Annotated in this window: 13 protein-coding genes; 6 read left to right on the top strand and 7 right to left on the bottom strand. The window is 42.1% G+C overall.

The window, feature by feature from the left end; all coding sequences use genetic code 11:
- Positions 1 to 543 carry a type VI secretion system amidase effector protein Tae4 gene (locus FTV34_RS00465; RefSeq protein WP_159123770.1) on the top strand — a complete coding sequence of 181 codons (543 nt, stop codon included), beginning with the start codon at positions 1 to 3 and terminating at the stop codon, positions 541 to 543.
- Entirely contained in the window at positions 543 to 917 is a 375-nt protein-coding gene (locus FTV34_RS00460; RefSeq protein ID WP_159123771.1) for a hypothetical protein, read from the top strand. Before FTV34_RS00465 ends, FTV34_RS00460 begins: the two co-directional genes overlap by 1 nt.
- A gap of 53 nt (positions 918 to 970) precedes the next feature.
- On the opposite strand, the gene FTV34_RS00455 is transcribed toward FTV34_RS00460, so the two are convergent.
- From FTV34_RS00455 to FTV34_RS00440, 4 genes are all read right to left on the bottom strand, one after another.
- On the bottom strand, positions 971 to 1,387 hold the full coding sequence (locus tag FTV34_RS00455) for a heme-binding protein (protein WP_159123772.1): 417 nt from the start codon (positions 1,385 to 1,387) through the stop codon (positions 971 to 973).
- Positions 1,388 to 1,553: 166 nt separating this feature from the next.
- On the bottom strand, positions 1,554 to 2,855 hold the full coding sequence (gene hemL, locus FTV34_RS00450; protein ID WP_180068379.1) for a glutamate-1-semialdehyde 2,1-aminomutase: 1,302 nt from the start codon (positions 2,853 to 2,855) through the stop codon (positions 1,554 to 1,556).
- Positions 2,856 to 2,894: 39 nt separating this feature from the next.
- The gene (gene thiE / locus FTV34_RS00445) at positions 2,895 to 3,515 is read right to left on the bottom strand and encodes a thiamine phosphate synthase (RefSeq protein WP_034706393.1); all 621 of its coding nucleotides are present in this window, start codon (positions 3,513 to 3,515) and stop codon (positions 2,895 to 2,897) included.
- A gap of 835 nt (positions 3,516 to 4,350) precedes the next feature.
- A complete protein-coding gene (locus FTV34_RS00440; protein ID WP_180068377.1) occupies positions 4,351 to 4,734 on the bottom strand; it encodes a DUF962 domain-containing protein in 384 nt (127 codons plus the stop codon).
- A gap of 331 nt (positions 4,735 to 5,065) precedes the next feature.
- Between FTV34_RS00440 and FTV34_RS00435 the strand changes: the two genes are divergently transcribed.
- Together FTV34_RS00435 and FTV34_RS00430 are read left to right on the top strand one after the other, a co-directional pair.
- Positions 5,066 to 6,523 (top strand): inorganic triphosphatase, encoded by a 1,458-nt coding sequence (locus FTV34_RS00435; protein ID WP_180068375.1) that lies wholly within the window; start codon positions 5,066 to 5,068, stop codon positions 6,521 to 6,523.
- Between the two features lie 120 nt (positions 6,524 to 6,643).
- A complete protein-coding gene (locus FTV34_RS00430; RefSeq protein WP_180068373.1) occupies positions 6,644 to 8,095 on the top strand; it encodes a CYTH and CHAD domain-containing protein in 1,452 nt (483 codons plus the stop codon).
- Between the two features lie 22 nt (positions 8,096 to 8,117).
- Here FTV34_RS00430 and FTV34_RS00425 read toward each other — a convergent pair whose 3' ends face one another.
- Complete coding sequence (locus FTV34_RS00425) at positions 8,118 to 8,750, bottom strand: hypothetical protein (protein ID WP_004786345.1); 633 nt, start codon at positions 8,748 to 8,750, stop codon at positions 8,118 to 8,120.
- 110 nt (positions 8,751 to 8,860) lie between these two features.
- On the opposite strand from FTV34_RS00425, the gene FTV34_RS00420 reads away from it, so the two are divergent.
- Both FTV34_RS00420 and FTV34_RS00415 read left to right on the top strand, forming a co-directional pair.
- Positions 8,861 to 9,256, top strand: coding sequence for a DUF3144 domain-containing protein (locus FTV34_RS00420; RefSeq protein WP_004786347.1), 396 nt, complete (start codon positions 8,861 to 8,863; stop codon positions 9,254 to 9,256).
- 107 nt (positions 9,257 to 9,363) lie between these two features.
- Entirely contained in the window at positions 9,364 to 10,428 is a 1,065-nt protein-coding gene (locus FTV34_RS00415) for an amidohydrolase (protein ID WP_180068426.1), read from the top strand.
- A gap of 215 nt (positions 10,429 to 10,643) precedes the next feature.
- On the opposite strand, the gene FTV34_RS00410 is transcribed toward FTV34_RS00415, so the two are convergent.
- Positions 10,644 to 13,409 (bottom strand): pitrilysin family protein, encoded by a 2,766-nt coding sequence (locus FTV34_RS00410; RefSeq protein WP_180068371.1) that lies wholly within the window; start codon positions 13,407 to 13,409, stop codon positions 10,644 to 10,646.
- Between the two features lie 141 nt (positions 13,410 to 13,550).
- Entirely contained in the window at positions 13,551 to 14,372 is an 822-nt protein-coding gene (locus tag FTV34_RS00405; protein ID WP_180068370.1) for a PhzF family phenazine biosynthesis protein, read from the bottom strand.
- Positions 14,373 to 14,420 lie beyond the last annotated feature (48 nt).

Raw genomic sequence — 14,420 nt, 5'->3', positions numbered from 1 at the left:
ATGGTGAGTATAACTGCAACGGCTGGTGGGCGTTCTTCAACCATACAAGCAAAAAGACCTTTATTTTCCGAATTATGGAAATATTATCCCGTAAAGATGCCAGCAAGTGATGTGTATTCTATGGTGGGAGGCCAGGCGATCGCTTTATATCAAGAAAATCCTACCGGGTATGCAAATGCCTGTGCTTTAAGATTAAGTAGATCCTTCAACTACGGTGGAATGCCAATTAAACAGTCAACGAGAGGTTATAAAGTCAGAGGAGCTGATCATAAACCTTATTTACTGAGGGTTCGCGAAATGATCACCTTTGTTGAACAAAATTTAGGAAATGCGGATCTCTCCTTCAAGCCTCAAAATAACCAAGATTTATCATCACAATTAAAAGGAAAAAAAGGAATTATTGTTTTTAAAGTCTCTGGTTGGGGAGATGCTTCTGGACATGTCACTTTATGGAATGGAAATGATTGTGGAGATAGCTGTTACTTTATTCATAATACACCTAGCATAAAAACCACAGATATTCTGTTTTGGAATTTAAGATAATGAAAATTATTGCCATATTTTTTAGTTTTCTAGTGATGAGTGCATGTTATGCAAACGACTTAAATAAATCCATATCAAATGCAGATGAGCTCAATATCAAAAATTTTGGATTTAGTTATTGTATGACGATGACTCAAGATCAAGCTCTTAGTTCGGAGGCAGCTCTAGCGATGGGCGGATATTTCCAACATGGCTCGTATGAAGAACCTGCCTATAAAAATTTAAAAAAATATATAAATCAATACATGAAAACTAAAACTAAGGTATATAAAAGTAACGCAATGCCTGCGATATTAATGCATTGTTTAGATCTGTATAATTCGACAGAATATAAGGAAATGATTAAACAGCAGCATCCCTATCTCATCCGATAGTGATTTTTATACTCGACTTGAGAATGTCAGCACCATTCTCAAGTGCCTAATGTCTAGCTCTGCTGCGCTAAAAACTTCTCAATCGCCACCTGTGCAATCTCCGCATCTTCAAATGACTTCACACCAGATACACCCATCGCACCCACCAACTGCCCTTGATACAGAATCGGCTCACCACCTTCCAACATACCGGAGAAGGTATCTATTGTCAGAAAGCCCATCTGGCCGCCTTTAATAATATCTTCAAACAGCTTAGATGGTCGGCGACTCATTGCAGAACAACGTGCTTTTTCCAGACATAAATTGGCGGTCATAGGTGAAGCACCATCCATACGCTTCATGGCAAGCAAATTACCAGTTTCATCAACTACAGCAATACTGACATTAAAGTTATTCTGAATCGCATATTGATGGGCTTGATCTAATAAAAATTCTGCATCACTTAAAGTCAAATAATGTTTGGTTTGCATTTTGATCTCAAATTAACTGAAGCTTCCCTCTCATTTTAGGAAAGGGTTAGGGAGAGGTGTGATTTTTATTCACAACGATGAATACCCTCTCCTGAGCGAATATTAAAAGCATTGCTTATAAAATGAAGCCCAAGAGAAGGTTAGGGAGGATTCTAAAAAAGCAAATTTACTCTTTCATTTCTGCAAAAGTTTCTTTAGCCGCTTGAATCGTAAATTCAATATCTTCATCACTATGCGCAGCAGAAATAAAGCCGGCTTCAAATGCAGATGGAGCCAGGTTCACACCACGACTTAACATGCCATGGAAGAATTTTTTGAAGGTATCTACATCACATTTCAGCATTGAATCAAAGCTGGTGATATCTTCCTGATCCGTGAAGTACAGGCCAAACATACCGCCCACTTGCTGGGTCTTGAATGGAATACCGGCTTCATCCGCAGCTGCTTGTAAACCTGCAAGAAGTTTTTCAAGTTGAGCAGTCAGTTTTTCATAAAAACCTGGCTCACGCAGATGTTTAAACATCTCGATCCCGGCACGCATTGCTAGCGGGTTACCGGACAAAGTACCTGCCTGATACACGTTACCTAGTGGCGCGATGCATTCCATCACTTCACGCTTACCGCCAAAAGCACCGACTGGCAGCCCCGCACCAATAATTTTACCCAAAGTCGTTAAATCAGGAGTTACGCCATAATGTGCCTGAGCACCACCTAGACCGACACGGAAACCTGTCATCACTTCATCAATGATGAAGACTGAACCATGTTCATCACAGACATCACGTATCGCTTGCAGGAAACCCTCAATCGGTTTCACCAGATTCATGTTTCCTGCTACTGGCTCTACAATTACACCGGCAATTTCTGAACCGAACTTGGCAAAGCATTCTTTTAAAGTCGCAATGTCGTTATAAGGAAGGGTTAATGTATGTTTGGCAAAATCAGCAGGTACACCCGCAGAAGTCGCTTCACCTTCGCCTTTAGTTAACAAGCCAGAACCTGCTTTTACCAGCAACGAGTCAGAGTGACCGTGATAACAACCTTCAAATTTTACGATCTTGTCACGACCAGTATAACCACGTGCCAGACGAATCGCAGTCATGGTCGCTTCAGTACCAGAATTCGTCATACGTACCAATTCAATGGATGGCATGATGTCGCAAATGATATCTGCCAAAGTGGTTTCATGCACGGTTGGTGCACCAAAGCTTAAACCATCAACAGCTGCATCTTGCACCGCTTTAATGATTGATGGATGCGCATGACCCAGAATCATTGGGCCCCATGAACCCACATAGTCCACATAGCGCTTGCCATCGACATCGTACAGATAAGCACCTTGTGCTTTCTCGATAAAGATAGGCGTACCACCCACGCCATTGAAAGCACGTACAGGTGAGTTAACACCACCCGGAATATGTTTATTGGCTTGTTTAAATAGTTGTTCTTGCTTTGGAGATAAACTCATGAGAATCACTCAACTCAAAAATACAATAAGAAATAAAAATTAAGCTTGTTCAGCAAATAGTTCCGACCAGTCATACACTCGTTGACCGACAGTCGACATTGAGCGACCCAATACATCACTAATGACTGCACACAGATCTGCACCAGCCTCGATGACCTCTTTCGAGTTTTCCACCGTCAAACCGCCAATAGCGCAAATCGGTACATTTAATTTACTTTTGGCTTGTTTTAAGGTTTCCAGACCAATATTACCTGCTTCTGGCTTGGTATCAGTCGCATAGATCGCGCCAAAGGCTACATAATTAGCCCCATCAGCAATGGCTTGTTCAGCAAGCTCAAGTGAGTTATTACAACTGCGGCCAATCAATACATTTTTAGGCAAACGCTCAACAGCTTCCTGGATTGAACCATCATCCTGACCCAAATGCACGCCTACGCCATATTTTACTGCAGTTTCCAAATCGTCATTAATTACAAATGGAACTTTATACTGTTCACACATTTGTTTCATATATTCGATTTCGTAAGCCTGATCTTCTTTCGCTACTTTTTTACGACGATACTGAAGTACCGCAACTTCATAAGTCGCCATTGCACCTTCAAGTTTTGCCAGGAGAAGTTCAATAGGATCATCATTGGTAATTAAATACAAACCGCGCATGACTGCCGCCATTCAAAATACATACGCTATTATAGGCATAAATGGGCGAGTTTCCCCATCCTAAACACTGAATAATACCCGATTCAGGTATTAGATTATTATTTGTACTTTTTATACAGGTGATTGATCAATATCCCTATTTTCAGTGATAGGCGGCTGCGAGAATTTACGTTTTAATGGTTTTATAACAATAATGATAAAGTGTTAATGCTTACGCCCTCCGACAAACGCTTTTAGGATTTTGCAGATAACTTAGTGGAGAAGTTGCAAAATTCTGAAAGCGATTTTTTTATGTCCGGATTTTACAATTCCTGTGTATAAAATTGCTTGAATACCATTAATCACAAAATTTAAAGAAAACTTCAAAATACCCAATTTCAGGGATAGGTCTCCATGTATTAAAGGATTTAAATAAGTTCGAACACAACAAATAAATAGAAAAGCAAAAGCTGTGTTTTATCTACCAGATCCTTTCTAGCTTTGGGTAAACCGTTTATGGGGAGACGTGTTAAAGCTAGAAAGGATCGACCCATCTAAGCAGAACCGACCATCTCATCTTTCAAACTTGCTTCATTCATCTCGTGAATATTTTCTAAATCATTCAGATAAATTAAAAATAATGCACTGTACATCTTTCTATTTTTTAAAATATAAAAAAAGCCCGGAGAAGGTCGCTCCAGGCTTGGAAAACTGATTTATTCAGTGAATTATACCCTTTGATAAAATACTGAATAAGCAATAAAACAATTAATAGAATAATAACTCTACACTTGCAAGTGTTTTTATCGTTTTTATTGCAATACTTAAGCATAAATCCGATAAAACGTCATAAGCCCTAACTTGGAATTTTGTCGTGCTTACGATCAACCAGACTCAGGTTACCACGTAATACATCGGCAAACATACGCCAGTCTGAAATAAAACTGTAAAGCGGCTGTTTAAAGCTGGCCGGTTTATTCTTTTCAAAAATGAAATGACCAATCCAGGCACAGGCATAACCTGAGAGTAGTCCATAGGCCAGATATTTGGCTTTACGCTGACGAAGGGCTTTGCTAAAAAAATATATACCGATACTGCTGCCGGCGACATGCAAACGGCGGCTCATGATATGGCGATGCTCGGTTAGATAAAACCGGTAAAACTCATGATAGTCACGAATCGGCATTTGTGGAGAAGTCAGTTCTGCAATCTCATTGCTCGGCTGCACCTGTGCATTCATTATCATCATCCTGATCTTTTTTCTTCACCTTAGCGCATAATTTAGGCAATTAAAAGTACCTTTATTTTCATGCAATTCTGCTCCTGAATTTAGCTTAGATATTGAATTGTCATGCTTTCAATAAAAACCGGCGAATGAGATCAGTAACTTAATTTTTCCATTTCCATTTTTTTCAATCGGTCAAGTCTTACATCAGATTGGTTTTTCGTTACAATCAGCCGCTCAAAAGTCTAAAAATATTTCCGTTTCATATCGGAATTTCATGCAAGCGAATAAAAATTCGATTTATTTTTAATATTTTTCAATAAATTGAATAGACAGGATGATTATCATGGTTGAAGTTGAACTCAAGTTCCAGATTCCCGCGGCCCGCCGTACTGCCCTGCTTAAGGCACTTGATCCCAAGAAATCTCAACAGATCCAGCTTCAAGCCAAATACTATGATACTGCAGACCGTCAACTGGCCCAGCATGGAATTGCCCTACGCCAACGATTAGAAGGCAGTCGTTGGGTTCAGACGTTAAAAGCGGCAGGCAAAAGCCACATTGAACGTTTCGAGCATAATCATGCTCTCGGTGAATTAGAACATTCGCCTGAGCTGGACCTGAGTATTTACAACCAATCTGCTGAAGCGCAAACCTTGCTTAATCGTGCTTTAGGTGATCAGTTTGACCAGCTGCAATTGCAGTTTGAAACCGATATTGCCCGTACCTTGCGCGTGATTGAATATGAAAACACATCAATCGAAGTCAGCCTGGATATCGGCTGTATTCGCACGCCTCATGCTGAACAGGAAGTGCATGAAGTTGAATTCGAGTTAAAGCATGGCTCAATTCAGGATTTGCTGGCCTTTAGTTTTGAATGGGTCAAAAAATATCAGCTTTGGCTGGATGTACGCAGTAAGGCTGAAATTGGGAATTTGTTAGCGACTCATCAGAATGTAAGTCCCGCTACTTTTGCCAAAGAATTCCAGATCAGCAAAAAAGATAGTGCGGGTAAAAACCTGTGTCATCTGGTGGCCCAGCAAATGCAGCATCTATTGCCCAATATCGCGGGAATCTCCGCGCAATTGGCAGAGCAGGAACATATTGATCAGGCACAACAGGCCTTGAATCATCTCTATCTGACCCTACTTTTGTTTAAAGATTGGCATACTCAGGTTTCAGACGAATGGGCGCATCAGCTTGCCGCATTTAAACATCAGTTTGAACATCTGCAACATTTACAGCACATGCAAAACACCCTAGCTGGCTTCCTGCAAAATCCTACGACTGCAGAGAACCTGACTAAAGATATTCTCTATGCCAAAGAGAAGCTGAGCAATCTGGTGAAGTCTACTCAGAATGTGCATCACTATCTGGAATTGCTGATCTTCAGCTTAAGTACAAATGAAGCTAAGCCGCTGGAATTGAAATCTGCAGCGCAAACTACCTTGCAGCAACAATACAAAGTCTTGCATGAACAGATGAACCAGACTGATATTACCAATTTTGAGAGTCTGGATCAGCTAGCAATTCGCATTCAGGAATTAAAATTCAGCTTCCCAATTTTGACCACGATTTATGATGTCAAAAACCTGCAAAAATACAGCAAGGCTTTAAATGATGCACAGCAGGCAGCAAATGAATATCAGACATTGGCCTCCTCTGCCCTGTATATCCAGCAGACTGAGCTGGAAGCCAGTGACTGGTTTGTGTTGGGTTGGCTGACTGCCAAGCAGGAAGTCTATGCACAGCGCTTACTGGAAGCGACAGAACAGTTTCTGGTCAGCCGCAAATTTCTTAAATAAGTATTTAACTGACTTTCAAAGCACGCTACGGCGTGCTTTTTGTTGCACAAGCACATCACAATACTTTTGTTGTTTGGTCTATATTGATTGTTATGAGCTTCATCGAGAAGGAATGGCCCGATGGCAGAAATCGAACTCAAATTCCAGATTCCGCAAAGTATACGTCACCAATTCGAACAAGATTTTCAGCAGTACGGGCCAACTCGACATCATTTATGTGCCAAATACTTTGATACTGCCGATCAGCAGTTACAGCAGCACAAAATTGCACTCCGGCAGCGTCTGGAAGATCAGCAATGGTTTCAGACCTTAAAAGCACCGAGCCAGCATCAATTTGAACGCTTTGAGCTGGAAGAAAGACTGGATACCGCACCGGACAACTGTGATTTAAAAGCTTATGCCAAGCATAAACAGGCTCGGAAGATTCTAAAACAGGCACTTCACACCCTAGATACGTCTCTGACTCTACAATTTGAAACTGATGTAGAGCGGGATCTCTGGATTGAAAATTACCGAGGAAGTCAGATTGAAATTGCACTGGATAGAGGTGAGATTCGTTCTAATGGCCAGACCTTGGATATTTATGAAGTTGAATTTGAGCTCAAAAGTGGCAAACTTGATGACTTAATTGATTTTGTTAAACCCTGGATTCAACGTTATCAGTTATGGCTGGATGTACGCAGCAAATCTGAACGTGGTTATGCTCTGCTGAATAATAAAACTGATCTTCCGGTCCAGCATCAGACAACCTTAGAGCTCGCAGCTAAAGACGATATTCATCATATATTGCAAAAAATTATCACCAACTGTCTGACGCACCTGTTTCCCAATGCGACGGCGATTGCGCTAGAGAATTACAATAGTGACCATGTGCACCAGGCCCGCGTCGCTATCCGGCGTTTACGCAGTGCCTTAAAAATCTTCCAGCCCTATCATCAGGATTTGACAGAGGAATGGCAGGATCAGTTACGCAATATCTTCCAGCAATTAGGCTCTACTCGGGATCGCGATGCTTTAGCTGAAAGTCTGCTTCCTCAGCTAGAAGCTGCGGGTTCACCAGTATTGCAGTTGCCTCCAGCCCAACAGGATCAGGCAGATATTAGCCAATTATTCAGAAAGCCAGCTACGATGGAGCTGATACTGGAGCTACTACAATTTAGTCAGGATCAGAGTGCAAACCAGCAAAAGTCCTCGCATAAAATCCTGTGTAAAGGACTCAGCAAACTGCATCAGAAAGTCTGTGCAGATGCAGAGAATTATCAGGAACTGGATATTGAATCACGCCACCGAACCCGCAAGCGGGTTAAACGCTTGCGTTATAATGTGGAATTTCTGCAAAGCCTGTTTCCGGAAAAGGAAATCAAAAGATATCTGAAAGCGTTAAAGCCCTTACAGGAGACTTTAGGTCATTATAATGACCTGTTTGTCGCAGAAAGCCTATATAGGCCTTATGCAAAAAAACACTCCAAAGCATGGTTTGTCATCGGATGGCTCACCGCAGAACAGCAGCATCTGTCGGAACAGGCTGCCGAGCAGTTACAGAAATTTTCTCACACCCAGCCATTCTGGTAAGAGATAAATAGACAAAATTGCTCTAGCGATATTTTCCATATACTTTCCAGGTATTGTTATCAGCTAATGGATCGCTATAACTATCGCTGCGCTGCTTACGCGGCTTATCACGGGCATCAACCAGTTCAAAATGTGGTTCGACACTCAGGACGATGCCATTCACATAGAACCGAGTCCGGGTGTATTCACTTTGACCATGCTGGAATACATAAGTACGCAGATCTACAAATTCACGATGTGCCACAAGTGCCGCTGTCTCATCACTGTCTAGCCAGCGTTGCATGGCCTGAATCTGTTCCGGTTCAAATTGCCCACATTTTTCAATCAGACTGGCAATGCCACGAAAAGTTTTGGATTCTTTGGCGCGGGTTTTATTAATCCGGATGCGGTCCACATGAAAATAGAATAAAGGCAGATTCAAATGGCTTGGCAAATGAATCGCATCCAGAACTTCATCTTCCATAAAAGGCTGAAACAGGTCTTGTGCCCTTTCAATCAGACCCAGCCATTGCTTGTAATATTCTTCGACCTGCGACTTGGTGCCATAATAAATTGGCAATCCTTCCACATTGGCCAGATTTGCTGGTGGCCAGATATTCTGGCGTAATAAGGCAATATCACTTTTCAGACTCTGTACAGCAATTGCATCTTGCATGAGATTTACATTTTTATTGCTTAGGCTATTTTTAGATTAAGGCAAAGGTTTAGTTTCTGCAAGGCTTTGCCTATAATTAGTGATTAAGATTTTATTATCAGGAAAAATTCATGGTTCAAAAGATTGAAGCAACCGATGTAACCGAAGAAGAAGCGTTAAATGCTGCATTCTTTGAACGTGCTGATGAATTTATTAAACAGGCCAACGAATTTAGCCGTGTAGAAAAAGGCTCTCAGGAAAACCCGGCAGAAAAACGTGGTCAAGTCAGCGCTGCAATGCTGTTTGGTACTGCCCGCTTTAATACCTGGGTCGCTGCCAACAATTTCAAAGATGGCAACGAGATGCGCGACGCTAAAGATCAGGTCATGTCTTATATCTTGCAGCAATTTCAGATGATGCTGGAAGATAACTACGATGAATACTGTGAGCAGTTTGAGAACTATTTACGTTTCCGTCGTAATGAAGAGTTTCATGCCAACAAGCATCAACACGACCACGATCATTAATGAAAGCCCTACGGGGCTTTTTTTAAATCTTTGATTTTTAGTTTGACTTTAATGCTGTATTTATCCTATAAAAAATGAATAAAAATTAAACGATGACCCAAAATATCATGCAGCAACTGCCCTTTCCGATTATAGATCCGCATATTCATCAGTGGGACCCTTATACCACACCGCATGCCGCAGCCTCTGCTGTAAAATTATTTGGCAAACATCCAAAACTGCTGGACAAAATGGTACGGCTGATCAAGCCCAAAGCAGTGATTGATACGATTGGTCTGACCGAACATCTGACCGCGCCTTATCTACCGGAAAACTATAAACGTGACATCGGTCATTATCAGGTGGAACAGATTGTGCATATAGGGGCAAGCTGGCATGAACATAAAGGCACGGGCGTGGTTAATGAAACCAGGTTTATTGCCGGGCTGCCTTTTGCTGAACAGAATATTCAGCTAGGCGGCATTGTGGCTACAGCTGACCCTCGTCAAAAAAACTTTAAACAGCTGCTGCAATTGCATCAGGAAGTTTCGCCGAAACTACGCGGTATTCGTAAAATGGCATCGTTTCATGCCGATAAAGGCATTCATGCCTGGACCGATGAACCGCATTTATACTGCAATAAGAAATTTCTGAAAGGATTTGAGGAATTAGCCAAAGCCAATTTAAGTTTTGATGCCTGGGTTTATTCTACCCAAATTTCTGATGTGGCCCATCTGGCCAAAACATTTCCTGAAACGCCGATTGTGCTGGATCACTTGGGCACACCTGCCGGCATCTTTGGGAAAGTCGGTAAAGCAACAGGACAAACAGCACAGCAGCGAGACTATATTTTTCAGACCTGGAAAGAAGACCTGGCTGAACTGGCAAAATGCCCAAATGTGTATAGCAAAATTTCCGGTCTGTTTATGCCTGTACTCGGTCATCGTTTTCATTTAGAGCGAAAACTGGCAAAAAAAGATGAACTGATTCAGCTCGCGGCTCTATTGATCCAGCATGCCCTACAATGCTTCGCTAAAGATCGCATCATGTTTGCTTCTAATTTCCCGATGGATCGTGTCAGCACAGATCTGGTCACCATCATTGATGCCTTTAGCGATATTGTGCAGAGCTATGACGAACATGCTGTAAAGCCGGTTTTTTATGAGAATGCCAAACGCTTTTATAGCCTATAGATACGTGGAAACGTCATCCGTAACTGGTTGAGGCAGGACTACATCATAAGAGGATTGTTTCTAGAATAAATTTATTTCGTGAAGGTGGTGGACGAGTTTTGCGGATGACAAATAGTTTTGGCTACTTTTGCCGAAGCAAAAGTAGCCATATAGACATCTAAACATTTATTTAAAATGAAAAGAGACCGTCATAGACTTATAAAAAATTACAGAGTTTATTTCACTTCTTTCCCATACTGATCCGCCATGACTTCGACCAGTTGATCCGGTTTAACATATTTTTTGATAACGGCATCGACATCTGCCTTGGTCAGCTTGGCAATCGCCTGATCACGTTTCTCCCGATAGATCAGATTACGATCTTTTTCCAGTTGTGGAATCAGCATGCTGTGAATACGGCGATCATCTTCTAGTGCAGTGACGCGCTGTTTCAAAATCGTGGCTTTCGCTGCTTCAACTTCCTGCTCGGTTACCCCTTTGGCCAGAAGCTCATTCAATACCTTATGCACCGCTTGTGACACCTGTGCTGATCGGCCAGGCGTATAATTCGCCTGAATGCCTAATGCGCCTGAATCAATCCATTCATCATACTGAGCATTGGCACTAAAACCATAAACCAGCGCATTTTTCTCACGTAATTCCTGTGCTAAACGTGAAGACAACTGAGAATCACCCAGAATATGCCGGAAGACCAGCATGGCTGGCAAATCTACATGTTCTGCACCGACCGGGAATGTCATGACAGCCTGATAATGACCGAACTCGCGCTGTTCAGACAACGCATGGATTTTCTGTGCCGGATAAACTGTATATTGACCACTTAAGCGCTCATAAGGCTGCTTCGCTTTCCAGCTCGCAAAGTTATTTTTGAGGACTTTGCTCACGGACTTCGGATTAAATTCCCCTGTCACTGCGATCTGGGCATGATGCGTATTAAAGAACTGCTGATATAACGCTACGACATGTTCACGAGTAGCAGCCTGAATCTGTTTTTTTGCCAGTTCAGGTTCAAAATGATAGCGAAGGTCACCCGGCTGATAAATCTCGGTCGCGCGAGACATGGTCAGGCCGGCCACCATATTGGGCTCAGTATAAGGACGGTCTAACGCAGACAGGCTTTGTCCTTTAATCAGGTCAAACTGGCTCTGCTCAAAGGCCGGTTTATTGAGCACATCCAGCACATACTGGAAAAATTCCTCAAACTTCTCTTTTTTGGCACTGATCTGAATGCTCATGCCATTTTCAGAGGAACTGGCCGTGGCTGAACCACCAGACTCAATAATTTTATCGGCAATCTGTTGCAAGCTTTGGGTTTCAGAAGAACGCAGCAATAAGTAAGCTGTCAGATCCAGAATCTCGCCTTTATTGAACAAACTTTGTGCCGTACCAAAATTAAGTGCAATAGTGGCATAAACTTTGTCATCCTGAGTCTGGGTCGGGAATAAAGCGTATTTAATACCATTCTTCAGTTTGCCCCGTTGAATCTGCTTGTCCTTAGCCTGTAAATATTGCTTGGACTGCGCCACATACTGCTTTACTTCTGCCTGATAGACACTGACATCTTTCAGCGGTTCTGCTGCTTCAGCCTGCTGGTCCAGAGTTTGAGCCGGCACTTCAGTCTGGGGCAACTCCTGTGCTTTTTTCTGATCTTCTGGTGTCGGCAAGATATTGCCAGAAATACGATATTCTGGCTTAAAGAATGCCTTATACACCTGATTGATCTGATTGACATCCAGCTTTTCTATGGCTTGCAGATCTTTGAAATACTGGCTCCAGTCACCTGAATAAGCCACTACATATTCACTTAAACGCGAACCTAAAGCGGTTGCGCTATTTTTAACATTGTCCGCCTGGTTTCGGGTTAGACTTTTAGCCCGGTTTAATTCGGTTTCATTAAATGGCTGGCTCTGCTCTACCCCCTGAATTAAGCCCTGCTCAACTTGTTTGACTTGATGATTTGGCGCATAGATGGCCCCCATAAAGACCAGATTAAAATCTTTATCGAGCCAGGTCATGGACTGCACTGTAGTGGTCTTACCAGTCTCGACCAGACTTTGATACAGGTGTCCGCTAGGTTGCAAAGTATATAAAATTGGAGACATGGCCAGTGTGGTTTTAATACTTTCTTCTGACTGGTTCAGATAAATATTAAATTTGGCCAGATCACTACCCTTTTGCACGGTAAATTCACGTTGTTTGATCTGTTCAGGTTTTAGCGCAGGCACTTTTACCGATTCAGGCACTTTGCGGGACTGAATCGGACTGAAATGGGTATCAATCTGCTTCAGCACTTCTGCCTTATTAAATTTGCCTGAAATAATCATGAGGGCATTATTCGGTGCATACCAGTGACGATAAAACTGGTTCAGCTCCTGCATCTTGATCGATTGCAGTTCGTTCAAGTCACCAATCGGTAATCGCCCCAGATACTGATTGCCATAAGCTGATTTAAATACCTGATCCATCAGTACGGAAAATGGCTGATCCAGACGGATTTCACGCTCACGTTTCACGATGTCAATTTCAGTCGGCACATACTTTTCTTGCAGGACCAGCTTGTCCATGCGTTCCGCTTCAAGGAAAATCACTTCATTGACCGCGGTCTGCTCAGGACGAATCACATTGGTATATTTGGTTGAGTAATAGTCGGTACTGGCATTGGTCATTAAGGTATATTGATCCAGACGGCGCTGAAACTCATCTCCCTTCACATTTTCCGTGCCTTTAAACGCCAGATGTTCAAGCAGATGCGCTAACCCACCTTTGCCTTGAGGATCATTCAGTGAACCGGTCAGATAAACCGTATTCATAAACACTTTATTTTCTTTATCATTGGGCGCAAGAATAATTCTTAAGCCATTTTCCAGTCGATATTCTTCGATATTCTGTTCTGTTTTCACCAATACCGGCTGTGCAAAACTGGCCGCTGTCCAGCCAGATAATAAAATCGCCAAGCTTAAACGTTTAAAGCGTATTTGCATTGTTCATCCAAATTTTTAAGTGTGAATTTTTATTTACAGTCACTCTGATCTTAGAGAAAAGTCTTTATTATGAATAGTCTATTTTATGAGATGCCAAATAAAATACCGCGCAATTTCACGGTATTTTATTGAGTATGTTAATTAAATATAAAGTTCGGCCAGCATAAACAGTTTGGCATAACCTGAAATCTCAATGCGGCCTTGTTCTTTTAATGCGCAATACAATACACCGCCACGTTGAGAGGCCTGATAAGCTACCAGTTCAGTTTTATTTAATTTCCCCGCCCAGATCGGTGCAATTCCGGTATGAATTGAACCGGTGACCGGATCTTCATTAATCCCATTACTCGGTGCAAAATAACGTGATATGCAATCATATTGCGTATCGCCAGCAGTAATCGCGACATCCAGTAATGGACCCGCTGCTGTAATTGCGGTTCTTTTTCCATTCAGCTGCTTCAGCAATTCAATATTGGGGTGCTCATCCAGCACATCTTGCACTGATTCATATTCAATAATATAACCTTGCGTATTCAGATAAACATTTTTAAAAGGCTTCGTCAGCGCCTGTCTTAAGGCTTCCGGATAATCTGTGATGAGTTCAGGCTGACGGATCGGGAAATTCATCCGGATTTTGCCATCCTCATCCTGGCATACTGTAAAAATGCCCAGATCTTTGACATGAAAATAAATGGTTTTTGCAGAGCTAAAATCCTTGAATAATACAAAGCTGCTGGCCAATGTGGCATGTCCACAGAAATCCACTTCCTTGGTCGGCGTAAACCAGCGAATTTCATAATTTTCTGCATCCAGCACTTTGACAAAAGCGGTCTCAGACAGATTATTTTCCAGGGCAATATTCTGCATCAGGTGATCATCCAGCCAAGCATCCTGCACGATGACTGCAGCAGGATTTCCCTTAAATAGAGACGTCGTAAAAGCATCCACCTGGTACATTTTCATTTTCTTTACTCCTGTATGTAGGTGTTTAGTTTAAAAGCTTTTTTCCAG

It is taken from the genome of Acinetobacter sp. YH16038 (assembly GCF_013417275.1).
Classification (GTDB): Bacteria; Pseudomonadota; Gammaproteobacteria; order Pseudomonadales; family Moraxellaceae; genus Acinetobacter.
Note: the sequence above shows the minus strand (reverse complement) of the source record. Positions and strands in the feature narration are given on the sequence as shown.

Excerpts from the sequence above, each read along its gene's own strand:
- FTV34_RS00465 (WP_159123770.1), top strand. The coding sequence starts at position 1 with ATGGTGAGTATAACTGCAACGGCTGGTGGGCGTTCTTCAACCATACAA.
- FTV34_RS00460 (WP_159123771.1), top strand. The coding sequence starts at position 543 with ATGAAAATTATTGCCATATTTTTTAGTTTTCTAGTGATGAGTGCATGT.
- FTV34_RS00455 (WP_159123772.1), bottom strand. The coding sequence starts at position 1,387 with ATGCAAACCAAACATTATTTGACTTTAAGTGATGCAGAATTTTTATTA.
- hemL (WP_180068379.1), bottom strand. The coding sequence starts at position 2,855 with ATGAGTTTATCTCCAAAGCAAGAACAACTATTTAAACAAGCCAATAAA.
- thiE (WP_034706393.1), bottom strand. The coding sequence starts at position 3,515 with ATGCGCGGTTTGTATTTAATTACCAATGATGATCCTATTGAACTTCTC.
- FTV34_RS00440 (WP_180068377.1), bottom strand. The coding sequence starts at position 4,734 with ATGAATGCACAGGTGCAGCCGAGCAATGAGATTGCAGAACTGACTTCT.
- FTV34_RS00435 (WP_180068375.1), top strand. The coding sequence starts at position 5,066 with ATGGTTGAAGTTGAACTCAAGTTCCAGATTCCCGCGGCCCGCCGTACT.
- FTV34_RS00430 (WP_180068373.1), top strand. The coding sequence starts at position 6,644 with ATGGCAGAAATCGAACTCAAATTCCAGATTCCGCAAAGTATACGTCAC.
- FTV34_RS00425 (WP_004786345.1), bottom strand. The coding sequence starts at position 8,750 with ATGCAAGATGCAATTGCTGTACAGAGTCTGAAAAGTGATATTGCCTTA.
- FTV34_RS00420 (WP_004786347.1), top strand. The coding sequence starts at position 8,861 with ATGGTTCAAAAGATTGAAGCAACCGATGTAACCGAAGAAGAAGCGTTA.
- FTV34_RS00415 (WP_180068426.1), top strand. The coding sequence starts at position 9,364 with ATGCAGCAACTGCCCTTTCCGATTATAGATCCGCATATTCATCAGTGG.
- FTV34_RS00410 (WP_180068371.1), bottom strand. The coding sequence starts at position 13,409 with ATGCAAATACGCTTTAAACGTTTAAGCTTGGCGATTTTATTATCTGGC.
- FTV34_RS00405 (WP_180068370.1), bottom strand. The coding sequence starts at position 14,372 with ATGAAAATGTACCAGGTGGATGCTTTTACGACGTCTCTATTTAAGGGA.